The 24,203-nt window shown below is 30.6% G+C and carries 22 protein-coding genes and 1 pseudogene; all 23 read right to left on the bottom strand.

Going from position 1 to position 24,203, the window contains the following annotated elements; all coding sequences use genetic code 11:
• Positions 1 to 68: 68 nt before the first annotated feature.
• The 23 genes and pseudogenes from Q7C23_RS03910 to Q7C23_RS04020 all read right to left on the bottom strand — a co-directional run bounded on the left by Q7C23_RS03910 (position 69) and on the right by Q7C23_RS04020 (position 24,168).
• Complete coding sequence (locus tag Q7C23_RS03910) at positions 69 to 1,064, bottom strand: hypothetical protein (RefSeq protein ID WP_375031267.1); 996 nt, start codon at positions 1,062 to 1,064, stop codon at positions 69 to 71.
• A 162-nt stretch (positions 1,065 to 1,226) separates the two neighbouring features.
• Entirely contained in the window at positions 1,227 to 2,744 is a 1,518-nt protein-coding gene (locus Q7C23_RS03915; protein WP_375031268.1) for a reverse transcriptase domain-containing protein, read from the bottom strand.
• A 552-nt stretch (positions 2,745 to 3,296) separates the two neighbouring features.
• Positions 3,297 to 4,238 carry a hypothetical protein gene (locus Q7C23_RS03920; RefSeq protein WP_375031269.1) on the bottom strand — a complete coding sequence of 314 codons (942 nt, stop codon included), beginning with the start codon at positions 4,236 to 4,238 and terminating at the stop codon, positions 3,297 to 3,299.
• Positions 4,239 to 5,413: 1,175 nt separating this feature from the next.
• On the bottom strand, positions 5,414 to 6,019 hold the full coding sequence (locus tag Q7C23_RS03925) for a hypothetical protein (protein ID WP_375031271.1): 606 nt from the start codon (positions 6,017 to 6,019) through the stop codon (positions 5,414 to 5,416).
• A 226-nt stretch (positions 6,020 to 6,245) separates the two neighbouring features.
• A complete protein-coding gene (locus tag Q7C23_RS03930; protein WP_375031272.1) occupies positions 6,246 to 6,836 on the bottom strand; it encodes a hypothetical protein in 591 nt (196 codons plus the stop codon).
• 133 nt (positions 6,837 to 6,969) lie between these two features.
• The gene (locus Q7C23_RS03935; RefSeq protein ID WP_375031273.1) at positions 6,970 to 7,626 is read right to left on the bottom strand and encodes a hypothetical protein; all 657 of its coding nucleotides are present in this window, start codon (positions 7,624 to 7,626) and stop codon (positions 6,970 to 6,972) included.
• Positions 7,627 to 7,785: 159 nt separating this feature from the next.
• Positions 7,786 to 8,271 (bottom strand): hypothetical protein, encoded by a 486-nt coding sequence (locus Q7C23_RS03940; protein WP_375031274.1) that lies wholly within the window; start codon positions 8,269 to 8,271, stop codon positions 7,786 to 7,788.
• Between the two features lie 466 nt (positions 8,272 to 8,737).
• Positions 8,738 to 9,438: pseudogene (locus Q7C23_RS03945) on the bottom strand (IS1 family transposase).
• A gap of 204 nt (positions 9,439 to 9,642) precedes the next feature.
• The gene (locus Q7C23_RS03950) at positions 9,643 to 10,554 is read right to left on the bottom strand and encodes a TolB family protein (protein ID WP_375031275.1); all 912 of its coding nucleotides are present in this window, start codon (positions 10,552 to 10,554) and stop codon (positions 9,643 to 9,645) included.
• Between the two features lie 17 nt (positions 10,555 to 10,571).
• Positions 10,572 to 11,063 carry a hypothetical protein gene (locus Q7C23_RS03955; RefSeq protein ID WP_375031276.1) on the bottom strand — a complete coding sequence of 164 codons (492 nt, stop codon included), beginning with the start codon at positions 11,061 to 11,063 and terminating at the stop codon, positions 10,572 to 10,574.
• Positions 10,960 to 11,376: an RHS repeat-associated core domain-containing protein gene (locus tag Q7C23_RS03960; RefSeq protein ID WP_375031277.1), complete on the bottom strand. Its 417-nt coding sequence runs from the start codon at positions 11,374 to 11,376 to the stop codon at positions 10,960 to 10,962. Before Q7C23_RS03960 ends, Q7C23_RS03955 begins: the two co-directional genes overlap by 104 nt.
• 308 nt (positions 11,377 to 11,684) lie before the next feature.
• Entirely contained in the window at positions 11,685 to 12,350 is a 666-nt protein-coding gene (locus tag Q7C23_RS03965; RefSeq protein ID WP_375031278.1) for a hypothetical protein, read from the bottom strand.
• 1 nt (position 12,351) lies between these two features.
• Positions 12,352 to 13,296, bottom strand: a complete 945-nt coding sequence (locus tag Q7C23_RS03970; RefSeq protein WP_375031279.1) for a RimK family alpha-L-glutamate ligase — start codon at positions 13,294 to 13,296, stop codon at positions 12,352 to 12,354.
• A gap of 2 nt (positions 13,297 to 13,298) precedes the next feature.
• A complete protein-coding gene (locus tag Q7C23_RS03975) occupies positions 13,299 to 13,502 on the bottom strand; it encodes a hypothetical protein (protein ID WP_375031280.1) in 204 nt (67 codons plus the stop codon).
• Between the two features lie 143 nt (positions 13,503 to 13,645).
• Positions 13,646 to 15,274, bottom strand: coding sequence for a GIY-YIG nuclease family protein (locus tag Q7C23_RS03980; protein WP_375031281.1), 1,629 nt, complete (start codon positions 15,272 to 15,274; stop codon positions 13,646 to 13,648).
• Between the two features lie 662 nt (positions 15,275 to 15,936).
• A complete protein-coding gene (locus Q7C23_RS03985; protein WP_375031282.1) occupies positions 15,937 to 16,404 on the bottom strand; it encodes a transcriptional regulator in 468 nt (155 codons plus the stop codon).
• Between the two features lie 5 nt (positions 16,405 to 16,409).
• On the bottom strand, positions 16,410 to 16,922 hold the full coding sequence (locus Q7C23_RS03990) for a hypothetical protein (RefSeq protein ID WP_375031283.1): 513 nt from the start codon (positions 16,920 to 16,922) through the stop codon (positions 16,410 to 16,412).
• A gap of 76 nt (positions 16,923 to 16,998) precedes the next feature.
• Positions 16,999 to 17,868, bottom strand: coding sequence for a tyrosine-type recombinase/integrase (locus tag Q7C23_RS03995; RefSeq protein ID WP_375031284.1), 870 nt, complete (start codon positions 17,866 to 17,868; stop codon positions 16,999 to 17,001).
• Between the two features lie 10 nt (positions 17,869 to 17,878).
• Positions 17,879 to 18,796: a tyrosine-type recombinase/integrase gene (locus Q7C23_RS04000; protein WP_375031285.1), complete on the bottom strand. Its 918-nt coding sequence runs from the start codon at positions 18,794 to 18,796 to the stop codon at positions 17,879 to 17,881.
• 132 nt (positions 18,797 to 18,928) lie between these two features.
• Positions 18,929 to 20,599 carry a hypothetical protein gene (locus tag Q7C23_RS04005; protein WP_375031286.1) on the bottom strand — a complete coding sequence of 557 codons (1,671 nt, stop codon included), beginning with the start codon at positions 20,597 to 20,599 and terminating at the stop codon, positions 18,929 to 18,931.
• A gap of 4 nt (positions 20,600 to 20,603) precedes the next feature.
• Positions 20,604 to 21,167, bottom strand: a complete 564-nt coding sequence (locus Q7C23_RS04010) for a hypothetical protein (protein ID WP_375031287.1) — start codon at positions 21,165 to 21,167, stop codon at positions 20,604 to 20,606.
• A gap of 971 nt (positions 21,168 to 22,138) precedes the next feature.
• Positions 22,139 to 22,522 carry a hypothetical protein gene (locus Q7C23_RS04015; protein ID WP_375031288.1) on the bottom strand — a complete coding sequence of 128 codons (384 nt, stop codon included), beginning with the start codon at positions 22,520 to 22,522 and terminating at the stop codon, positions 22,139 to 22,141.
• A 32-nt stretch (positions 22,523 to 22,554) separates the two neighbouring features.
• Entirely contained in the window at positions 22,555 to 24,168 is a 1,614-nt protein-coding gene (locus tag Q7C23_RS04020) for a hypothetical protein (RefSeq protein ID WP_375031289.1), read from the bottom strand.
• Positions 24,169 to 24,203: the final 35 nt, after the last annotated feature.

A 24,203-nucleotide genomic window follows, 5' to 3' on the forward strand; every position in this document is an offset into this window, starting at 1 on the left:
ATACGATAAAAAACGGTAACTCCACTAAATTCGAAAATTGCGCAAGACATGTGTTAATTGCTCTACATTTATTGGATTTGTATATTTCCAAATGTTTGCGGAATTAATGTATTATCAAACATGTCAAATAAATTTTTTCTATTTTCTACTGATTTTAAAGTATAACTAACCATATTTGAAAAGTTTGGCTTTACAGTTTCTGTAAACAATTTTAAATTTATGCAATCTGTATTCATTTCAAAAGCTACACTATTAATATCCAATTCGATTGCTTCTTTATATGATTTATGGTCAAGACTTGGAAAGATGTCTTTGTAGAGAACATTATATTTTGGTTTGAAATATTTTATTAAAGCAGCTTCTGTAAAATTTATTATCTCTTTTTCATTAAGTTCATTGTTAGAGAATTTACGCATAACTGATGAAACATTTTCAATTTCATTTTTTTGTCTTATGCTTGTCCCACTTAAACCATCAAAAGAAGTATGCATTGTTCTCTTAAAGCTTAATAGATTAAGCCAAACTTCTTTATCTGGATTTTTTTGACTTATTTCTGAATAAATTTTCTGAAGAGTTGAATGTTGATTTAGCCTATCTCCAGCATTTCTTTCTCCTCTTTTTCCATATGATTGTCCAATATACAATAATTCAGCATTTAAAAAATCAGGATGTTCTGTTAAATGCATTGTGTAATAAACACTGCTCTTAACAGATAAGATTTCCTCAGCATTATTTAAAATTTGAAATTTTGAAAATGGATATTCTGATTTAAGGATTGCATTTGAAAGGTTTTCGTTTGGCGGATGATTTAAAAATATTTCTCGCTCTAGAAATTCACTTCCAATTTGTATTTTGAATGTTAATCGGATTAATTCTTTAAACTCACATTTTTCAGGTACAATTGTAATTCTTGGTCTAGTTATAATGAAATAAATATGACATGGTGATTCATCATTATATTCCCTTTGAAATAATGATTCGTTTAAATCATCTTGTTGACAAAGAGTGATTTTAGACATATGCATTATAATTGAATATTCGATGAAATTACGATATTTTTCCATGATTTTGAGGTGTATAGCAACTAACGTTCTCGCGCTACAAGCAGTTTGGGACTAAATAAGCGTTATCTTTCGGATTTGCCAAATCTTCCAAATACAAACCAATTTTTCCATTAAGCCAAATGCCCAAATTGCTTGTAGCGTGTGTTGGCAGATCGCCTTTTATTAAGCGCTATGTTTTTTCATTAAGTGATTAAAGTTTTTCCAAAATTTACGAGTTTGCTTTTTAATTGAATCTTCGTGATTGATTTCTCTCATTGTAAAATTAGCTTTATAGACATAACTCAAATAGTTTCCCCAATTATATTCTTTAGTTTTTACGTATTTTGTTTTATCGTCTTTAGATGGTCTATAAATTAATTTTCTTTTTGAGCCTCGATACGAAAATCTTTTAAAAAGTTTAGATTTAAAAATTCTCTTATCTGGATTTTTGCTGTATTTTGAAAGTGAAGCTGATTTTTTAAATGATTTTATCATTGAGCGATAAAATTTAGAAAAACCAGAAGTTTTAATTAGCACTTTTTGCCCATCATAAGAAAAACCTAAGTATTCAAGTGTTTTATTAAAATTTGGTATTTTAGTTATTTCATCAATTTCAAAACCTTTAAACTTATTTTCTATATTTTCAAATCGATATACACTTGTTTTTTTTGGCTGAATTTCAAGATTAGCTACATTTTTGGCCGAAATATTTTCTCTGATTGTTTTGATAATATCATCCTCATATTCTTGTTCGCAAATTATAATTAAATCATCACTATATCTTTGATAGTATCCTTTAATTGAATCAACTTTTTCATAAACGATTTTGTCAAAATCGATCATATAAACATTTGCCAATGTCGCACTTATTGGGCTTCCTTGTGGAATTCCAGCTTTATTATTTTGTGAAATAACTAAATTTAAATTATTCTTTATAAATTCATCTTTTTCACAATATGCAACTGCTTTTTTTTCTTTGAAATAGTGAGATTTACTAATTTCTTTTCTTTTGTAAATTGATTTTTTAGAGTAATTAGGTAATCCTCTTTCAACTATCATAGTTCTATTATAACTATTGAAAAGTTGTTCGCCTTCAATATATTTAATCTTAGTCAGAGCCTTGAAAACATTATAATGCTCTGGAGGTAATGTTCTTTCGCTTAATATTTTAGCCCACTGTTTTTTTAATATTTTATGGTCAAGATTGTCAAAAAAAGAAGTGACGTCAGCAACAATTACAGAAAGTTTTTTTTCATTATTTTTTTTAATAAATTCAAAAGGTTCTTTTGCAAATTCAATATTACATTTATTATTTTCTGCGCCTTTAAAAAGCGGAATTTTTCTATAAGCAACTATCGAATTGTTATACTCTTTCTTTGAAATATATGCTTCATAAGCATCAACTAATAAAGTATTATAATATGAAAAAATTAAAGAATCAATGTGTGAAGCAAAGTAAATGTTTCTATCTTTTTTGTCTTTAATTCTAAATCTTTTTTTTGTTTTAGTTAAGTCGGTTCTAGTTTTATCGGGTCTAAATTTTCTCTGCGAAATACATTTATGAATAAGAGGAAGAAAGCTATGCTTTTTTATTTTTTCTTTATCCATTATATATTCTTTTGCCCAATTATAATCTTTGATTGTAATTGGTAAACCAATATGTGGATATTTTTTAAGTTTAAACCAGTTTTCTATTTCCATATTTTAAAAAAAGGGGTCAGATTTTATAGTAGCAGGTTTAGAATGTACAGGCTCCGTCGAAGCTTTTGCCTTTTGCAAGGCTATTGCGACACTACTCTCTTCAGGTATCGAAATTGTTATCTTTGTAATTAAATCCATAAACACATCTAATATGTTCAGAAAATTGAAACGCAGAACCAACCTCACGGCTTCAACAGTCATTATGCTGTTAATAACTCTTTCCTCATTAATTCTTTCATCAGAATATTTGGAAATTGGTATTTACCTTCCCAGCTAACGTATGTTTTAGACTGGTATATTATAGTTAAACGTATCATTCCGACCTTTCTGACCCCAAAAAGCTTATTTTTATTAAATCATTTTATCATTTCTAATTATAAATTATCTTCTTTCACGCGCGCTTCGGTGTCTGCCAACGTCTTGGCACTACAGCGGGTTTGGGACTAAATTAAGCCCTATTTTCGGATTTGCCAAATCATCCCAAATACAAAACCATTTTTCCATTAAGCCCAATGCCCAAATCCGTTGTAGTGGCTGTTAGGCACAGTACTATTATCCGAAAAGTAGGTTTTCAAAATAGCTATCTATTACATTATTTGATGAATCGAATGTAAGAAGTAAAGTTTCATCTTTAAGAATTTTATTAAAGCAAAAGCGTATAATTATATCAATTTCATATGATATATCATCTAAAACATCAATTTGTTTAATGTCCAAAGTATCGCCATGTGTTAATTTACTCCTTATGTTATACGCTTTTTTGATTAATTTAAATGTATCTAATTTATTAAAATCGTCTTTCAAAAAATAAGCTATGCGTTCCGATAATTTGTGTGACAATTCCGCACTATCTGTTGAAAAAACAGTTTCTAAAGCGGAGCAATAATTTGAAACTTTGTAAGCCAGATTCCTAGCTTCTCTTGCTTGTTTTACAAATAGTAAGCCTCTACTAATTCGGCTAAAATTTTTACTAAGCATAAAATTCAGTGAACCTGAATTTTTTGTGTGAAAATAGCCTTCAACAATATCATGGTATTTAGCAAATTCTATAATTTCTTTTTTATTTAATTTAATGTTTTCCAGTTTTCCTCTTGAAGTATTAAATTGATATAACAATCGTAAACTAGAAGCTTCATAAATTCCTTCAGATTCGTGAATTAAAAAAGCAGTATCACATGTAACTGCATTATCTTTTAGTAGCCATAAATTTTTCAATAAATCATCAATCCATTGAAGAATATTTTCCAGTATTTCTAAATTAGTTGAGTCTTTAAAAGCATCTTCATAATCTTCAAATTCATAATATAGAATAGCTTCACAATCTTTTACATATTGTGTTTCTATTATACCAATTATTTGCACGTTCTCTTCAGTTAGAATCTTTTCTGCGATTTTTTTGCTTTCAAAAATTCTAATTCCTGGAATCAATTCAATAAATTCTTCATCGAAGGGTTCTAACTCTAAAAACTTAATTGTAGTGAAAAATTGTCTCATTAATTATCAGTTCGTGATGTATTGTGCCTAACTCGTATATATGTCTGACGATGTCCGACTTATCTACCCTAAATTAGGTAGCTATGCCTGACAAATGTAAGTATTTAGTTGTTTTCAAAAATAGGATTTTTATTTCATAAACCATCAAACGTAATTTTATTTATTGAAGACTCTTCGAACAAACAGAAAGTGTAAATTCTGGTTATCTTATTACTTTGATTAATTGGAATTAGACTCTAAATAATGATGTTAAATTTAAATGACAAAATTACAGATCATTCAAAATCTTCAAATCTTCAATTAAATGTTTCGAATTCTGCCCCGTCAAGGTCACTATAAAAATTGAAAGCCTACAAAGTGTACATTTTGCAGGCTTTTTTATGGTTCGAAAACCCTTAGTGATTTGTTTAATTGTACAAAGTCTGAATATTTGCGAGTAATTTTGGTTCGAATCCTATCTAGGTTTTTGTTTTTTGCATAGATGATGTAGTTAATATCATCCTTAAATTCGTCTCTTTTTTTAAGTTCAAGGTTACGTCAAACGTTCAGGCACTATAGCGGGTTCGAGACTAAATTCACCCCATTCTTCGGATTTGTCAAATCATCCAAACACAAAACCATCTTTTCATTAAGCCAATTACCAAAATCCGTTGTAGCAGGTATTTATAGTGAGTTAGCAATATTAAATAAATATAAAATCGTTACCCACGATAAAGATTTTCAAATTTTAGATAACAAAATTGACATTTTGACAGCAAATTTAGCGTAGCATAATCAATTTCTAAGTTTCTTCTCGAACTAATGTTTGAAATTGTCCCATTAGCATTATTAGATAAGCTTCAGAGAAATCTGGAGCTTTTTTTGTTTATTATCACAATTTCAAACTTTGTGAATATTAAAAATAAAGTAAAAACGAACTTTACTTTTTATGCTTGTGAATTTTCTTTGCGATTGTGAAGTTAGGAGAAATTTGCACAAAGTCGTACTATAGCTACTAAGTCTTTATTTAAAATAATATCATTATAATTATCGGTGACATTATTTATATATTCTTACTAATAAATAGCATAAAATGTTTGAGAACTTCTCAACTATTTATTTTCCATTGAGGCAAAATTTCTTGTGGAACGCAAACGTGAACTTATTGCAAAATTCGAAATCTCGCAAAACCTCTCTTATCTGTAGATATTTTGTTTTTTATGAAGACGAACTGAATATATTGTTATTAAAACTAAAAGAATGATAAAATTCAAAATGTAATTCAAATATGGTCGTCCAAAAATAGTTGGAACTATCGAGGAAAAGAAATAGAGAATAAAACTGAAAATAATAAGAAATGTTTCAACGGCTAATACCATCAATAAATTTTGCCAAAAACTCTCGAAAGCCTTAATAATAAAAAAGTAAAAGGGGAGTCCAGCAAATAAAAAAATGAAAAACCAATTGATTGAAATAAATTCTATAATGCTATTACGTAAAACTACACTTTGCTTTACTTCGTTTACAATTTCGGTTTTAGAACTTGTGAATGAAATTTGTTTGAAGGAATCACTGACATTATCCACAAAGGTCTTTCTCTCAAGTATTTCTCTCTTTATATTAAACAAATATCTTTTAGTTTCCTTATCTAAAGTTTTACTTTCTAATAATTCATTGACTTTTTTTAGTTCTAATAACTTGTTGTCAATATTATTATAATATGAAATTCCTAAATAATTATCTAATCCAATGATTGATAAAATAACAAACAATACAACGAATGACTTAGTCGTATTTTTCATCGATCGATCTTGAAAAAGACTTATTATTTGCTTTGGGATCTCAAATATATCCATTTATAGAATTATGTACAAATTGTTATTAACGTTCATATGCTAGTGGAGTTGTAGAACTTTGAAAACGAGTATTTTCGTTTAGACAAATATATTGCTGAAAAACAGCAAATCCTAATTTTCTTTTTGAGCCAATTGTTCAACTTCGTTGCAGTAGCTGTTTTGTGCGTTAGTCCTACTTTAATTTATAATTTTTGGCGAAATGTTCCTTCCCTTTTATCCATAAATACTTGTCAATCTCTTTTAAATCATAATCATCCAAACCATAATAGTCGCTGAATTTTTGGATAATATATCTATAGGTTTCATAATCTTTCAAATCATATTTTTTAAAATTATGGAATTTGTCTATTTTTTCGAAATGACAAAGCATTTTTTCCGCAAAGGAATCATAAATTGGATAGATGGCTGGTTTATGGTGACTACAATATTTTGATGCGAAAGAATAAAAATTTCTTTTCTTATCTCCAGGCATTTTTACATTAGCAATCTTATTTACTATTGTTAAATCGTCTATTTCAAGTTTCTCATCAATCCTTAATTCAACAATATGTTTTGCGACTGAGAATGGTGAGAAAATATTTGTGCTGTAAAAATCATTAAGGGAGCAAACTTTTATTAATACATCATCTATGTCGATATTGTAAGGATATGTTTGAGTAAATAATTTCTTTAGACTACTTTCCTGTAAAACATAATTTTCTAAGCTATCCCATTTTTTTAAGGTATCATCAATTTCAAATGGGGAAGGTTTTACAATCGTCATATTTTAGATTTCATGGTTAATATTACACAACGTATCGCAGATTTAAGTATTTGGGAATTTTTTAAGACTAAAACTTTATATTAAGTAATTAGAAAACCTCAATTTTTTAAAACTGTTATTAATATCTGGCTTTTTATGTAAAAGGCAAAATAAATTCTTTTAGTTTCACGATTTTTTGGTAAACTTTAGTAGCATTTTTCCAAAATTCGGAGCTTTCTATTTCTTGTTTAATTAGACTAAACAATTCCTTAGAATTTTTATGATTTTCTGGTTTAACTTTCGCTAAACTCCTAACTGCTTTTTCTATAATATCCTTGATTTCTAAGAATCCATCTTCAATTTTATTTTCTCTAAGTTTGGTAATAAAAAAGTCTGTTACATTATACTCTTCCACTTGAAAGAAAAGAATACAAGGTGTTTGTAAAATTTCCTCTTCAATTAATATTTTCGCTAATTGTTTAGGCATTAAAGATGGTGGGCCACTTAAAGGCTCAACCCCTAATTCAAGCAAAATTCTATTTGAATTTGAACTATTGATTATTGCTCGGTTTACATAATCATCCATCAAAAAGAAAACGGTTAATGTTTTTCCTGAAATTTCGTGGAGAGCATTTATGTAATTGTGGTCATGTAAAATTTTATTAACGTGCGGATTGTGCAAATCAGCTACGATAAATGCAAACGCTAAAGCTTTTCCTTCTGCTTTGTGAGTTTGACAAACTTTCATTATATAATCTCTTAGATTATCTGCATTAGCATTTTTATTATTTGGATATACGATTGGAAACATATTTTTTAACGTTTAAAGTTTTATGTTAACTTCCGCTACTATAGCAGGTTTGGGACTAAATTAAACACATTCTTAGTATTTGCTAAATGACTCTAAATACAAAACATCCTTCCGATTAAGCATAATACTCAATTCTACTGTAGTATCTAGTACAAAGTTTTAGTTTTCCCATTCACAAAGTTTCCGATTGTATTTTGATTTTGCTTCAATAGTTGATATTTGTATAATTTTAGAACTACAACTACTTAACCCACGACAATTTTTAGCAAAATGAAATTTTAAGGCCGCCGAATCCATACAGATGTATACTGAATCACCAGCAGGCCATGAACTTGAAACTCCGCGAGAAATTCTGTAGGTAGAGTCTGTAATAATTTCGGTTAACCTGATTTGTTGGGCTTTATCTGAAATTAAGTTAGCGTCAATTAAAAACTTCAGATTGTTCTTGCTAATATCTGAATTTCCCGTTTCCACAGCGTTTATTATTAATGTTGACTCAAATTCCCTCTGTTGCTGTTGCCGGTTATTGTAACTGTCGAAAACATAACCTAAAAATGTTCCAGCAAGTGCTATAATTGCAACAAGTACTGTACTTTCAATTTTAATTCTACTCTTTCTCGAAGTTGATAGTTGTTCTTTTTCCATATAATTAAGTTAGTACAAACGTCGTGCTAATTTAAACCAAATATATAGATAATCCTTACAACTAATCAAAAAGGACTTTTAATTTGTTGAATACTTTTAGTATGTATAAAGAATCTTGTATTAAAGAAATCCGTTCCTCTTTCTGACCATAAAAGTAAAAGCGATGTATATATATACACTTTGGTTAAACTGGTAAAATATTGTAAAGTGAGTAGGATGTAATTTGAAAGGAAAATTAATATAAAATAATATTAATTCTTTTCAAATCATCGCCAAAATGGTTCGAGAATTGTCCCGTTAGGGCTACTAGAACAAGTAAAAGCCTGAGAAATATAAATTTCTCAGGCTTTTTTGTGATTCGAAAAATCTTGTTTTATTTTTTAAAAATAAAAACTCCCAGTGTTTTCAAGGAAAATTGGTTCAAGTCCCGTTAAGTTAATTCTCTAAAAAAATTAACTTACTAAACTCAAATCCAAAAATAAATCTTTAAAACTGCCATAAAAACTACTAAACTTCTACTGAAGCAGATTGTCCGTCGGTTCAGTCTTTTTAGATGAGTTCTGAGTGTCAGATTCTTCCTTTCAATATGATTTGTCCCGAACCGCTTTACCGAATGCAGCTTCTCGTCAATCAAATACCTGTAGTTTTTTAATCTGTCTGTAAATATCTTTTTAGCGTCAGATAATTTTAAAGTTTCCAGAACACGGCTCAGCGTTTTATTGGTTCGTTTCCCAACATTAAAACTCACAACTGTTTTAGAATTCTTTTCCAAGGCATAAACCAGCCAGATGTAATTTTTTTCTTGTGTCTGATATAAGTGCACAGCTCATCGACTTCATAAGTTTTGCCTTTGCTGATAATTGGCTTGGAAATACTTCTGGCAATAGAAACAATCCTTTTCAATAATGTTGTAGTAGAAATATTTAATATTCTTGCCGTGCTTCTTATACCTACTCCCTCTTTGGTTAATTGAATGATATTTTGATTGATATTTAATTTGTAAGCTTGATTTGTATAACTTTCTATAAAACGGTGACAGCACATTTTACAGTAGTACTGCTGTTTATAATTTTTAGTTCTCCCATTTTTAATAACCTTTTTCTCGTTACATTTTTGACAATTTACATCATCACTAACTTTGGAACACCATGTCGAATTTTTATTCATTTTAGCACATTTAAGGCAATAATAAAACAAAAAAGATGAGCATCACTGCTCATCTTAAAATTATTTATTTCTAAAATTTGTTCAATTTCAAAAGGTTAGAAATCTAAAATCTTATATCACTAACTTTGAAACACTACCGTAAATGTTAGATGCAATAATTAACCAACAACACATCTGATACATTACCCACTACCCTTAATTTAATTATAAATTTATTGAAATAACACTTTTTGAAAATAAATTATTATCCAAGATATAAAGATTTGTATCATTTTGCATTGAACATAATATTTTTTTTGAGTTATTAAACCTTCTCATTAATGAAACTATACCAAAATCTGATTTAATCAAAAAAGTACTTTTTTTTGTTTTAGTATTCATTTTAAATAAATCATAAGAATCTACATATATAATTTCTTTTTTTTCAGGTAGAAATAAAAAAGCAGAACTTACAATCTTATCTTTAAACTTACCGTTTGATATAAAAGGTACAATATTATGTTCAGAAAGAGTAAAAATACCATTATAAGCATTTGATTTTAAGTTAAATGTTATTTTTCCATCTATTTCTGTAATATGATTGATTGAGTATGCACTAATATTGGTAAGCCTTACTAGGCGCCCAGTAGTTAAGTTTATTGAATAAATATCAAAATCATGAGGCATTTTTCTTCCAATTGGAGAATATTTTTTGTATTCATTTGCTTTGCAAAATATAATTTCATCAACATTACTTCTAAAAAACGCTTCTGTAATAACACCTAATTCATTTACTACTTTAATTATATTATTTCCATCTGGACTGGCTATACATAACGAACTATTTTTTTGCCCTTGCATACTGCTTTCTATGAATAATATTTTTTTTTTATCATTAGAATATCTTGGATTCACAAAATTTTTTCCATTTTTCGCCTCAATTATCGACCTAATATTTGTACCATCAATATTCATCGAATATATTGAGGATTTGTTCACTTTTTTATAAGAAAATAAAATTTTTTTATCATCTTTTGAGATGTCAAACGTTCCTAGTGAATCTTCTATGCCTGGTTGATTCACACATCCATAAAGATTAATAAGTAAAATAAATAATAAAATTGTTTTTATCTTCATAGTTTAAATTTTAGTTATTAAAATGTATCAATTATTTTTTTTAATGATATTCCCGAGAAAAGATAAACCACTCCTACAGCTAAATTATAAGTTCTTATGGAAATAGGTTTTCCAGTAACATCATCTAATTCCCCTGTATGATAACCTCTAATGGTTCGTAAAGCACTAAAAGTCAAAACAATATCCGCCTCCGCTACTCTCTTGTCAAAAAATGCTCCAACTGCTCCCCCTGTTTTTGCTTCGAAATATGCATAATCATGTACTTGAGCGGCAGCATCAACTTCGTCTACCGGATTAAGAGGTAAAGTATAAGGATCTACATCTGGACCAGGCCCTATAAAGTTTGTTCCTCCATATGCTTTCCCATTATATGGAACAGAACCTTTACCAAGAAAAGCCCATTTATCAATTGGTTGATTTTTTCTCTCTTTCTTTCTTCCTTTTCTTTTCCCATCTTTTCCCATCTTTTCCTGACCCGCCCTTTCCTGGTTCTCTTGTATATTTCTCATCACCTTCTACAATATTACTAGGCTCGATGTTATCCGCCAATAAATTTGGAAGATTGTTAGCATTATCTGAGCTAGTACTATCGTCACTTTGCGTTCTACTTTTATCACTCCAATGTCCTCCGCTTTCATTCAAAAATTTACTTTTAAAAAGCGTATTGCTCTTCGCTTCCATCCCATCCGGGTCAATAAAAAACACAGGATTATCTAGAGCATATGTGTATGGTGAAAAACGTCTTGATACTTCAGCCAACGGGTCAATGTTCATCCAGCGACCAAGTGCAGGATCATAATTCCTTGCGCCGTAGTCATACATGTTAAGCCCCAGCTCGTCCTGCAGTTCCTTGCCGTTATACTTATACTTCTAAGGGTCTGCAAACCTTTTCTATAATAACAGCACCTTTGATAAAACTTTTATAAGAACATTTTGCTTAAACGATGTTATTTTTTTATACTATTAAGGAGTCAATCAATGAACCAATTAATCACTCTTGGTTTTCTTTACTTTTTGCATTTCCTGAAAAATGCAAGTCCGTTAAATGAAGTATTTTTATTTTTCTCATATATTTAATTGTTTCTAAATCATTATTCAAAATGTGGTAGCAGTAGCAGTCATTAAATGAATCATTGTTTTTTAATTTCTTTTACTGCAGGACATTTACTGACAATTTCATTTTTTGTTTTGCTTTCATAATGCAATATAGATATGGTAGATATAAAAAACAGAACGAACATTATCAACCCATTTCTAATAAGAATAAATGAGGCATACGTTAAATTTGATGTCTTGGTATTTATCAAATCGTTTAAAGATTTACTTATAATCAATTCTTTTAAATGTGAAATTGTTTTTTTTTCCGGCATTAAAACAAACTTATTTTGTTGGAAATCTATAGTAGGCTGATCGACGTGAAATTGTTTAATATTAAATGTTTGTAATGCCCTAAGGCCACCAAAAACAAAGTATATAATACTTAAAACAATAAAAATTAATGGTGTTAATTGATTCGAATTTTCTTTTAAATAATTCAATGAAAAAGTTATAGTCGTTATAGCTAGAGTAATAATAAATAACAAAGATTTCGCTTTATCCTCAATCTTTACTTTACGGTCAAATTGTATTTTAATCTCTTCCTTTAATTTAAGAATATATTCTTCCTCTTTTCCTTTTATTGCTGAGACATCGACTTCAGATTTTCTTTGTCTTTCATAAATTAATGAAATCTGACGATTAACATAAGTTGCGTATATTCCAGGAAATACTTGCTGTTTTAAAAATTGTATAAGCATCTTATTTATTCAAAGCGTTAACTATAACATTATCAAATTTAAAACCCGTATTTTGTTGAAGCCAAGACCATTCTCCAGTTGGATTTATTTCTATGAAATAGTACTCGTTGTTGCAAAAAACTAAATCAATTCCACCAAACTTCAAATTAAACTCTTTTAAAAACTGGATACACAGTTCTTTAACATTTTCAGGTAATTCAATGATTTCATATTGTAATTCTTCTTTCAATCTTCTCCAATCAATATCAATTTCACTATTATTTTTTTGAAAAATTTTAACTGCAATCACTTCATTTTCAACTACTGTAACTCGTATATCTAACTTTGGTATTAAACCTTGCTGTATAAAAAAAGGAGAAGAATACTTTTGTTCCACAATTTCTGCAGTTTTATATAATTCAGTATAGACAAAACCTTCGTGTTCTCCAAGATTAATTATTGCAGTATCTATTGATTTAATTGCAGTATATTCATAATCAATTTTTAAAGTTTTATTTGAAATAAGTGTTGATGGAACTTTAAAACCAATTTTGTTAGCAATATATAACTGATGTGGTTTTATTTCTGCTTTATATATATCTATCGGATTATTAAGCCAAATGATATTTTCAAAAACGCTTAAGGAACGGACAAAAGCTGTCCACTGGCTTCTAATTAATTGTTCTTCTTCGCTAATATCATCTTGAAAAATATCCCTTAGAAATGTAGGTGCTCTAAAGTATATTGATTTTAAAGTTTCACTTGAAATACAAAAACTAATATCTTTAAAACTTCCTTTAATAACTGGAATTAATGGATTAAATTCAATAATATAATCTTTTAATTCATCTCTATTTATCCTCAGATATGAAATTTTTTGATTATCAAGTTCTACAGCAATGAAGTCGCTAGAAAAGTCATAACGATTAGAAATTATTAAAACACTTGGAAATAAAACATTCTCCATTATTATTGTCCTTTATTATCTTCACCAGTTTCGACATCTAACTTTTTTGTTGATTGTCCTTTAAAATCTGCAGAATTGATTAAAAGTAAATCACTCAATTTGTTGACCCAAGCACCCAAAATATAATCATATTCGTAGTCTTTTGGTGGGGTAATTTCTTTACGCTTTTTATACACTAACGCTTTTTCAAATAGAATATGTTTCATTTTTATTATTATTAGTTATCAAATATATCAATTGCAATGTAACGAGGAATTTTGGATAAAAACTACGGAAAACCGTAAACTTGTATATTCATATTTTACTTTAAAATTACAAAACAGCTTTATTATTCTTTTTCATTTAAAAATTAAACTACTGACTTATTTATTTGATTAACAACCTGAAAAATTACCTCTACTGCTTTATTATACTGAATATGAAAAAATTCTCTTCTTAAATCGATACGAAATCCCATTAATAGCTTGTGAATTTCACTTTCTGCTTGAACACAATCTTTCACTTGCCATTCTTGCGATTTATAAAACTTATCAGGAACGCTTGTCTTTGATAATTGATCCGCTCGTTCCGATACATTATTACGGGTCAAACCAATTTTAAAAATATCTTTCCCCATTATGGGATTTCTTAATATATAAATAAATCCTGCATTTTTACCTGCAAATAATTTTCCTTCCTTTTTTATAATTAAATCATCTCTTCTTGCATGAAACCAACTCAAATTTTGATTGACCCAAGTTTTACCATGAATGGGTTCCCCTTTTTTATCCAAACCAATTTCATCTATATTTATTTTCTTCCAGTATCCAGAAGTCGTTACATTAAAGAGGTCATCTCTAACTTTTATTTGATCTGGTTTCAGTTTATTATTCTTATCTAAAATATAAAGTGACTTCAAGGGATATTTATGCCCGAAGGTGTCCTTAAACTTTCTTTTTTTAATGGGACTATTGCTTTCTTTAAAAAATTCTGTTTGATGAATTTCTTCCACAATATCATCTTCGTTAATATTTAAATAATATGGAATATACATGGCCATTTTTGCTACTTCAATAATAGCATTAAAATCATCTAATTTAGTGAGATTGGTTTCGTGCATTTCCTTTTCGCAGGAAGATCTAAAGTTTCCATTTTTGTCAACAAAACCATCTAGATCGTCGGTAACAATTGTAAACATGTGGGTAAATTCTTCCGCTACATAACGCGTATCTATTGTTTCTGTTACTAAATCTATTCTACAAGCAACAAGAAATTTTGCATATTTCTTTTCAAGATCAATAAATTCAGTTTCAACTTGCTTATTTTTTAAGGATTTATTAAATTCTTTAATTAACTCGATTTTATTGGGATTTCCTTCAAAATTGAACTTCTCTACATCTACAATCTTTCTCTCATTGATCTTCTTTCCTGTATTCAATACAATTGTTACTTCTTGATCTTTTCTAATTATAGATATTCCATTAATTATAAATTCCTCACCATTTGCACTAAATTTAATTAGGTCTAGGTCTTTACCTATATTAAAATTAAAAATCAGATTATTAGTTAGATTCTCTTCTATGAGTTTTTTATCATTGCTAAATTCTTTAGATGTAATGAAATCTATAAAATCAAATAATGATATTAAATAATTTTCTTCTTCAATAAGTTCAAAATATATGTGTGGTTTTCTATAAATGAAAAATGCTTCCATTATATTGAACATTTGTGACATCGATCTTAAACCATGATTCCATGCACGGTAATTAAATTCATTCAGAAAATGACGAAGTGTATTTTCTGTAACTAAATCACAATTAGAAAGGAGTTGTGCGACGAAAGAATTTCGAGTTTTCTTAAAACTCTCTTTAACAAATTCTTTTATGTTCGCATTATCTTTCTTTTCAAGATCATTAATTATCTTAAAATATTCTTTACTACCTGCATCCGGTAAAGAATCTTTAAAGATTTCTTTCCTTCTATCTTGATTACTTTTCATATTATCTTAGTCTAACAATATCTTAATTGAGAACAAATATCTTGCTACAGGACTGTTATTAACCTTTTTTACTAAATTTAATAATCAAAAGTAACATTTATCAATTAGAAAATCTTATTTCTTATTTTTATAATAGGCAATTATTGCATCACAAATTTTGCTGATTGAAAATGCGCTAGCAACAAGTTTGAAACACCTAGCTGAGACATAAGCTCTTTTTGGAGGCAAGCAAGCAAAAAGCACAATTAAAGCAAATATGAGACAAGGTATTATCATTAAATTAGTCATGACTTCTATATTTTATTTGTTTAAATTCATTTTATCCACTAAGGTTTACAAATTGAAGAATCTTATTTTAAATACGGTGTGACATCAAATTCTCATAATGTTTTTAATTAAAACAATTTCTACAATTCATTTTGCGAAGATATTTATCAGGTATAAAATAAAATAGGACACAAAAAAAAGTAAATAAAAAGCATAAAGATCAATCATTAAACATGTTATTTTTTACACAAAAGTAGTTAACATAAAAGCCTGCAATTCGTTTTTTGATAGGGGACAAATCCAGCAAAACTTTTTTTTCTCCTTTTTTGAACTAATATTTTACAACCAAAAAAAAGCCCTCGAAGAGGGCTTGTAGTATTTTATTTGATTAAAGCTTAAACGGCTTCTATTAAATTCCGGTAATCATATTTTTTATAAGCTTCAACATTCGCTTTTTCTCTGTTCAATTCGATCATTTCGTTTTTCACCTGAACTCTATACCATTGTTCTGGTTTCGTATGGGAAAAAGTACTTAACTTCAATGCAAGTTTTGCATTTAACTTTCTTTCTCCGATAAGGTACTTATGAAGATTACTGTCCTTCATTTCAAAGTAAGATGCCAATTCCTTTTTAGTAATATTAAGTGTTTTTAAATACATCTTAACAAAATCAAGGACTTTTAAAACCTCAGTATCATTTTCGCTTTGAATATAATCTTCCAATTTATATTGAATAGAAAGCAATTGATTCTTTAATATCTGCTCTTTAGATTGTTTTGAAGAATGCGATTTAATTATTTCTTTTAAATCAGCTTTTTTCTTATCGTTCCAAATATCACTAATTTGAATTTCTTTATTTTTCATATTCTTTAATTTAAAAACTCGGTAATTAATTTCTCACCTCCCACTGGAGGAATAATCATGGTTGTTTCACCATATCTCAGTGCACTATATTTTGTTGAATAAACTGCCATGAGCTTTACCTCATCGGCTTTATCCTCTTCCTTAACATCAAATACCAAATAACCTCTATACGGTTCATTGGCTTTTATAAAACTTAACCTGCAGGCAAACGCAATTAAACAGCCTGCTACTTTTTCATGTTTTTTATTCAGCCCTTTATTGTGAGGCGCAATTTCTACATACGCCATATAAGGCTCAACCTTCTTTTTCATCTCAAAAATTAAGCATCCTTCGATTATATTTGGGGTTTCTTCACTTACCAAAATATAAGTTTCGTGACCGGCTTCTTTTGAGTGTTTTTTAAAATTAAACCTCCATCCGTCAGTTATGGAAGGAAGATTTAGTTTTACTGATTTTGCATCTGAAATTTTAGCATCTACTAAATTATTTTCATCGATTTTTAATATTTTTACATTCATTATCTGAAACAAATTCGTTACACAAATATACTTAAAAATTATACATATTGTATAATTTTAACTTGTATTTAATTCTTTAGATACTTGGGAAATAACGGTTAATCAACTCACGTTGTTCTAAAGCATTTACTTTAATATATTTCTCCGTAGTCCCCGGCCATTTATGTCCTGCCAATTCCTGAACTCTCTCCAAAGGAATGTTTTTTTCATTAAGCCAGTTGCAGATCACACTCATCCGAATGGTCTGCGGATTGAGTTTTCTGTCAGGAAATAATACTCTTAGAGGTTCTGTCATGGCATGAATACTGTCAACGGTAATAGGCTTTCCTAGTTTGGTCAGTATAAATTTATCTGTAATACTGCGCTTTATTGCTGGACGGGTTTCATTTATATAATTGGAAAACAATATCATTTGTTTCGGTACAAGTTCCAATTTTCTTTTATTAAGATTTGCAGAACCCTTGATGTAAATAGTGCCGTTATCCAGATCAATATCCTTTACAGTGAGCCGGACAATTTCATCACTGGCTAATCCCTGATAAATAAGAAGCGAGATCAAAACATTATTTCTGACATCAAGATGTTTATAACGATTCTCTCGTTCCATTAAAAGCTGTAACTCCATGCTGTTGAATAATTCCTGAACCTGAATCGTCTGGTTGCCTTTGATTTTAATATTGAGCCTTTTGCAGGGATGATCGCTTCTGTAACCTAACATCACTAAATAATCATAATATTTTTTAAGGGCTGATAAAATTCGGATACGATATTGAACATTAGACTGCTTTTTACTTACTTTTTCCATATAGTTCACAATGTCTTTATACTGATATCGTTTAGCTTTTGGATTGGTATTTAAAAAGTGATTAATTGTGTACAGATAACTTTCTGATGTTTTCTCGGATACTATTCCTCTAAGAAAATTTTCTAAATCAGGCTTTTCCATTTCTTACGTTTTAAAAATTTACAACTGGTTTTCTTTTCTTGTTTTGAATAGCGTAGATGTATGTAGTATTGATTTGGGTATGTCCCAAAAAACTGCGTATAAAGTCAATTCCGGCATTATTTTCCGCCAAATGATATGCAATACTGTGACGCAGGCAGTGAAGAGTGATTTCTTTCTGAACGAGTTCAAAATTTCCAGTCTGCTCAATCATCTTTCTTAAAGTGTCACTTAGATTCTCACCACTAGAGCGCCTGCCTTTGCTGTTAATAAAAAACGCTTCCTCGTTTTGATTCTTGCCGGAAAGTTTTTCGGGTCTTTCGTCCCTGATATACTTCTTTAAATAATTAAGAACTGTATCGCTCATAGGCACTTCACGTCTTTTGTTTCCCTTTCCATGTCTTACAATCAACATTCCTTTTATGAGGCTAACATCTTTTAAATCTAGGTTTGCAATTTCTGATCTTCGAAGTCCGCATCCATAGGCAATAGATAGCAGTGCTTTTTCATATTCATTCTCTGCATGCGCGTATACTAATTTGATCTCCTCAGTTGTGAGAATGTTTCTGGCTTTCTGAGTACCGCCAGTTATCGTTGGAATATAATAAGCCTTCTGAATTTCCTTGTTTTCCAGAAGGTTGATTAGAAAAATTCCCTGTACAAAAAGATGAAATTTGACTGTTGCGTAAGCTAAAACTCCTTCGCCCCGCAGTTTTGGTCTTGCAGTTAAGTAATCAAAATATTTTACGGAGTCTTTGGTGGTTACCGCTTGAATCTTGGTAATTCCTGATTCTTCTAGCCAGATTAAAAATTCTGATATCGTATTGCGGTATTTATTGGTTTTACCTTCCTTGTAATTCCTGACTTTGACAAAATCATCAAAGGTGTCTGCCAGCCTTTGAAAGTCTTTGGTCTGTATCGTTTTTTTCATGGTTTTTGTTCTTGAATTTTGGTTTTACCGAAGAGGTCGCTTGCGCACTCCGTGGAATGCGGAACACCAGTATCATATGGTCAGTAAACACTGGTACTTCGGTGTTCCGCTGGTGTTCCGTGGCGTTCCACTTTAAAATTGTTCAAGCTGTTTGTGCAGTTCTTGTTTTATTTTCTTTTTTAGTTTTTCCATATCATCCCAATAGGAAATCATAAATTTGAATCCCCTGTTAACTGAGCCTTCAATTGCCTGAATGTATTCGAGTTCCTGCAGTAACTGCATGTAGCGGAATGCCGATGTTTTGCTGATATTCAGCCCCTGTCTGATTTCCCTTGCCGTAAACTTCTGTGATGTTCCTGCTTTCTGGCTCTTTACAAAGGCTTTGAGATTCTCAAAAAACTGTCTTGTGCTTTTATCGAGTTCGTCCACTTTGATAATGATAGAGCTAAAGAAAATATCTACAGCCTGCGCTATATCTTCCTTAGTGGAAATCAGCCTGCCTTTTGTATCAGTCTTTCTTTGGTACTGATGCAGAATGGTAATCTGGGAAACAAAGTTTTGAAACTGACTGTTGAGCCTTCTCAGCATCTTGGCTTCCAGCGGTAAGGTGAGTTTATCAGCAAAAGGATTCACTACCTCATAGGATTTAAGTACACGCATGGCATTTCTTAAAAGCTGTTTTGCCTCTTCTTCCTTTTCACTGTTGCTCAGTCCAGCTATTTTCATATTCTGAATTTTAATAATGCGCAGGGTCTGTTCCTGGCTTTCATCAACACCCAAGATTACCGAACGGCTCATATTGTCATAGTAGACCTCAGCTTTGGTCGTTGTAGTAAGGCTGGCAAAGTGCGCCTGTACGTGTTTGATTCTTCCCCTGTTGTTTCCAAAAATGTCTTTGACCACAGTGGAACTTGTCAGGAATTTGGCTGACTGCATTTCACGAAAAGCGTACTGAGCCTCTTCATCAAGCCCGTCGAAATCCTGAATGATAATAAGCTTATTGATAAGTTCCTTCTCTCTGTAATGGTAAAGTGATTTGCTTGTAATACGGGTCATGTTCATCACATCTTCCTGAGGCATGCATCCCGCAATTCCATTTACCAAATGACTTTTCCCTTCACCGCTTGATCCCTGAACAAGACCATGCATGAGATACGGCATTTTATAGCTCGATGCCAAAACAAATAAAACGATTCTGTTTTCTTCTTCGCCTACAATACCGTTATGCTCCAAGAGTTTATTTATGCTTTGTAGCAGTTTTGGTTTTGAAAGAAATACGACCGCTTTTTCCTGCGCTAAAGGAGTGAGCTCTTTTTCAGCATAACGCTCCGCTTGTGGGTTGATTTCAGCCTCAAAAAGAGATTCCCTGTGATGTTCCAATAGATCCGTTAACTGAATTAAATCCGTTTCGAGTTCACAGTAATCAAAGCCTTGTTTTTCTGATAAGTCAGTACACTGGTTCTGCACACTGCTAAAATCAAAAAGATCAATTTTAAGCCTGTGCTTTTTTTGCGTATTGTATTCTACAATCTGCAATGATACTCTAAGATTTCCTAAATCCATCGGCAGGTTACCCAGAACAAAGAATGTTCCTGATAGTCCCTTGTAGCTGATTTTATAGCCATTTACAATCTGTAATCCATTGCCTGCTTTTTCAGTTTTTGCACTTTTTAAAAGATTCAACATTCCGTCCGTTCCATAATTGACCCACATGTCATTTAGACTATGCCCCTCAGGTAGTTCGACTATTGAGAGTGGCACATCGGGTCTGATCTCCTGCATTTGTAATCTGATCTTTTCCATTTTCTCACCGCTTAAAAATTACTATTGCTTCCAGTTCATATAATGATTTAATAACTTCCAAGTGCTGTTCAAGCAGTTCCCCATCATGCAGGGCAATAACCGCTTCTCTCTGATCCAGTACCTTACTCTGTATTAAACTTGCACAGTCAATAACAGTCGGTGCTAAGTATAATTTCTTGGTAAGGGGATGCGGATAGGCGGGATAGATCCCTTCGTTGTTCAGATATTGCTCTTTCTGCTCGTCCAGATCAAAACGCAAAGCATAATAATTCACTATGCTGTTGTCCTCGTTAAGAAGTGGAAAAATAAGCCCATACCGTCCAAACACGGTGTAGGCTGTAAAGGAATCGTCCCGAACGCCCGCATCACTTTTGGTAATCACGCCCAGTTTTTCAAACTGGTCTTTGGATTTAAGGGTTTTGCGATGATGGAACTGACCTGAATTAAAACCGATCCGAAGATCTGAATATTCCAGTCCGATATTCTTTAGGTACTCCTTGGGCTTTAAAGCCTTTGCACTTCGAATACCTGTTTCAAAAGACCGGAATAATGTTTCTAAACTTTCCATAATTATTTTTCAATTATTATTTTTTGAACTTTTATATAATTTTTAGAATGACTACAGACTCCTAGAGTTTAGCCAATAAAGAAATAAAAACAGCAGCAGAATTAAGTTAAACTGACCTGCTGGGGCATTGAAAGGCTTTGTTTGACAAAATGCTGAAAGTTTTCGCAAAACTGTTTTGCAGAATGTCGTTGCTTTGCTAGGATTAATAAACAAAGGTTGAATGTCTCTGTTTTTACACCTGCATTTCTACATATATACTTTATTATATACTCAGGCGCTTATGTATCTGCATTTCTGCGTTCTTGCATTCCTGCATTCTTGCATTCTTGCCTGCATACTCTCTTCTATGTTCACATGCCTGCCTGCATTCTTGTATATATACTTTCCGGCAAGATCACATGCTTGTATAAATGCTTTTGTTGTAAAACAACTTATAAATCTAAAAAAAAACAAAACAGCCTAAAGCTGTTTTTCCTTGTTAACTTTAATCCGCCTGAAGAGGCTGATTCTTATGTTCATCAGAACACGGCAAGTTGTGTTTTGAGGCACTCGAAATTCGATTAGTGCGTCAAAACAACTTGCCCTGCCGGGAGATGAAAATACCTTCTGAAGTCAGGTCTTTTTTTCAGAAGTTAAAATTGATTTTCTAACAAATCACGGCATTTACTTATACTTATTTTACAAAGATAGAATCTAAAACACTGATTATCATAAGCGAAATTTACCCATGATAAGGTATTTCATTCCGGCTTTTACAAAGATAATATGCTTTTTTATCAGTTTGTTGGACATAATATGTCCAACAAATCACCATCTAAATATGAATTTTAAATCTAATCAAGTCATGTTAATTCCGAAACTCGAATTAATTGCTGGGCAAGTTTTTGATATTTATACTGTGTATAAAGATAAATAGGATTTCAATTTTTATCCACTTCAAAATATAGTGTGGAATGCTGTTTAAGACAGTTTTAAGCTGATTCTTCTTTGAATTTTTCTTTCTGATTTTCAGTTTTCTCATTTATCATTTGGTCATCAACAGGAAATAATATATTTATTTCATTTAGCAGTTCAAATTCGTCAACTGGAAATAACTGCAATGCAATTCCCAGAATAAGCCCAACATCTATAGACTGGTTCTCTATTGTATCAGGAAGTTTTGCTCCATCATGATCCAAAGCCACAATACATAATTTCATCAGGTTTCTTATAACTGAGGCAAGTTCGTAATAATCATATACTTTTATTTCAGCAATGTGAATCCTGTTTTTATAATCAACTGGTCTCAAAGTATTCAGACAACTGGACGTTAATCTTTTAATAGTTTCCAGCTTTTCAAATTTATCTATTTCCATGATTTTTATTTTTAAATTGATTAATTCATGTATCAGTCCTTCTCAAAGCTTAATAACCCGTCTTCAATAACCAAATTGTGCAGTTCATCCATCAACTTCTCCACTATAATAGTCATATGAGAAACCTCATCTTTGTTTAGTTTTGATAATTTATGATGAAGGGTCATATTTCTATCCTGATAAGGAAAGAAATTAGTCCAGAACTGCTCTATGAGATAATTATACTTTCTTATGTCCGAATCTGCATAAATACATAATTGCCATAATGTTTGATTAGAGAGATAATTAGGAAGGTAATAGGTTTTTACAAAAATGTATGTTCTGCAAAATGACATGAAAAATAATGCGAAAAAGTATTCTAAACCTTGATAGTTTTCTTTAGTATTACTGGCTATTGTAAAAAATTGCATAGCAATATCTTTGGTCGGCTTATAATAAAAATGCAGATCAGCGTGGTAAGTATTATGAGGAATCTCCCAATGAAATTCAGGAAGATATTTACTTGATGAATATATCAGATATTCGTTTTGAATAATTCCAGAAAAGAAACTTTGATTCTGATATAGATTAGTCTGTATCCAATAACGGCTATGGCTCAACAAAACAAAATCATGTTTTTCTCCTATTTTGCTTTTTAGAGATTGACTGATTAATTTTAATTTTTCATTACCAATCCCCACTGCTATAAGCATCAGATAATAAGTCGTTTTTTCACCATAGACAATTTGATGATATAAATAGATCTCTTCAACTTCACCAGACTCTAATATGATTTTTATGGCAGTGTCTAGGATTATATCTTTAGGTTTATCATCAATTTGGCATGAAACTTCATGCTTTTCATATGATCCTTTCTTTATCAACTTCTTTAATTCGGCAAGCCTTTTTTCCACAAGACAATAGAGATTTCTCTGGGCAATTCCAACTGCTTCATACATTTCTTCCTTATAAATTACATCATCATCAGCAGACGCTTCTTTTGCTTTTCTAAATAAATCCGTCAGATAAAATTTATTGTACGGAGTTCTTATAAAGTATTTTTGAATATCAGGAATGTATTGGGTAAGAGTATTGATCCTATCATCTAAGCTCAGCAAAACAGATTTACTTCCTAAGTACAGTTCTTCTAAATAATCAAGATCGTACTCAATGAGTCTTGCATAAGATGTAAAAACACTGTTCGAAGAACCTTCTGATATCAGGTTTTTAATCTGCCACATTTGAAGGTCATGATCGTGGTAAAAATTGTTTTCATACTCATTGAATCTCTTTTTGTGTTTTTTCCATTCCTCTGTTGTGAAAATAGAATTTTCAAGCTCTTTATTCTGGTAGATAACAGCAGTTACACGGCAGTAAAAAGCAATCAAAGGAGAACCTAAAGAATAGTGATGATGAAGTTTTGAGGAGCATATAAAAGCTATATTAATTTGAAAGCGTTCCTTAACTTTTCTTACCCACTTACTCTGCTGAAGGTTCTGAGCATCAATATTGCTTTCAATATTGATAATAAGATAGGAAAATGCAGAAGATTCCTGTCTGTTAAAAAACATTTGAATGATATTATACTGATTGACTAGTTGTCTTAGTATATTTTCCAGATACTCGTTTTCGAGTTTTGGAAATGAAAGTTTTTCTAGAGTTTTCATAATACTGTGTTTTTGAAGATTAGATAAAGGATATT

The sequence above is a fragment of the Flavobacterium sp. LAR06 genome (assembly GCF_041946075.1).
Taxonomy (GTDB): domain Bacteria; phylum Bacteroidota; class Bacteroidia; order Flavobacteriales; family Flavobacteriaceae; genus Flavobacterium.

What these genes read in the sequence shown, in the direction of transcription:
- Q7C23_RS04005 (WP_375031286.1), bottom strand. Translation starts at nt 20,599, where the DNA reads ATGGAAAAGATCAGATTACAAATGCAGGAGATCAGACCCGATGTGCCA.
- Q7C23_RS03965 (WP_375031278.1), bottom strand. Translation starts at nt 12,350, where the DNA reads ATGCTTATACAATTTTTAAAACAGCAAGTATTTCCTGGAATATACGCA.
- Q7C23_RS04010 (WP_375031287.1), bottom strand. Translation starts at nt 21,167, where the DNA reads ATGGAAAGTTTAGAAACATTATTCCGGTCTTTTGAAACAGGTATTCGA.
- Q7C23_RS03930 (WP_375031272.1), bottom strand. Translation starts at nt 6,836, where the DNA reads ATGACGATTGTAAAACCTTCCCCATTTGAAATTGATGATACCTTAAAA.
- Q7C23_RS03970 (WP_375031279.1), bottom strand. Translation starts at nt 13,296, where the DNA reads ATGGAGAATGTTTTATTTCCAAGTGTTTTAATAATTTCTAATCGTTAT.
- Q7C23_RS03995 (WP_375031284.1), bottom strand. Translation starts at nt 17,868, where the DNA reads ATGGAAAAGCCTGATTTAGAAAATTTTCTTAGAGGAATAGTATCCGAG.
- Q7C23_RS03960 (WP_375031277.1), bottom strand. Translation starts at nt 11,376, where the DNA reads ATGTATGACTACGGCGCAAGGAATTATGATCCTGCACTTGGTCGCTGG.
- Q7C23_RS03975 (WP_375031280.1), bottom strand. Translation starts at nt 13,502, where the DNA reads ATGAAACATATTCTATTTGAAAAAGCGTTAGTGTATAAAAAGCGTAAA.
- Q7C23_RS03980 (WP_375031281.1), bottom strand. Translation starts at nt 15,274, where the DNA reads ATGAAAAGTAATCAAGATAGAAGGAAAGAAATCTTTAAAGATTCTTTA.
- Q7C23_RS03915 (WP_375031268.1), bottom strand. Translation starts at nt 2,744, where the DNA reads ATGGAAATAGAAAACTGGTTTAAACTTAAAAAATATCCACATATTGGT.
- Q7C23_RS03935 (WP_375031273.1), bottom strand. Translation starts at nt 7,626, where the DNA reads ATGTTTCCAATCGTATATCCAAATAATAAAAATGCTAATGCAGATAAT.
- Q7C23_RS04015 (WP_375031288.1), bottom strand. Translation starts at nt 22,522, where the DNA reads ATGGAAATAGATAAATTTGAAAAGCTGGAAACTATTAAAAGATTAACG.
- Q7C23_RS03985 (WP_375031282.1), bottom strand. Translation starts at nt 16,404, where the DNA reads ATGAAAAATAAAGAAATTCAAATTAGTGATATTTGGAACGATAAGAAA.
- Q7C23_RS04000 (WP_375031285.1), bottom strand. Translation starts at nt 18,796, where the DNA reads ATGAAAAAAACGATACAGACCAAAGACTTTCAAAGGCTGGCAGACACC.
- Q7C23_RS03955 (WP_375031276.1), bottom strand. Translation starts at nt 11,063, where the DNA reads ATGAGAAATATACAAGAGAACCAGGAAAGGGCGGGTCAGGAAAAGATG.
- Q7C23_RS03920 (WP_375031269.1), bottom strand. Translation starts at nt 4,238, where the DNA reads ATGAGACAATTTTTCACTACAATTAAGTTTTTAGAGTTAGAACCCTTC.
- Q7C23_RS03990 (WP_375031283.1), bottom strand. Translation starts at nt 16,922, where the DNA reads ATGAATGTAAAAATATTAAAAATCGATGAAAATAATTTAGTAGATGCT.
- Q7C23_RS03925 (WP_375031271.1), bottom strand. Translation starts at nt 6,019, where the DNA reads ATGAAAAATACGACTAAGTCATTCGTTGTATTGTTTGTTATTTTATCA.
- Q7C23_RS04020 (WP_375031289.1), bottom strand. Translation starts at nt 24,168, where the DNA reads ATGAAAACTCTAGAAAAACTTTCATTTCCAAAACTCGAAAACGAGTAT.
- Q7C23_RS03940 (WP_375031274.1), bottom strand. Translation starts at nt 8,271, where the DNA reads ATGGAAAAAGAACAACTATCAACTTCGAGAAAGAGTAGAATTAAAATT.
- Q7C23_RS03910 (WP_375031267.1), bottom strand. Translation starts at nt 1,064, where the DNA reads ATGGAAAAATATCGTAATTTCATCGAATATTCAATTATAATGCATATG.
- Q7C23_RS03950 (WP_375031275.1), bottom strand. Translation starts at nt 10,554, where the DNA reads ATGAAGATAAAAACAATTTTATTATTTATTTTACTTATTAATCTTTAT.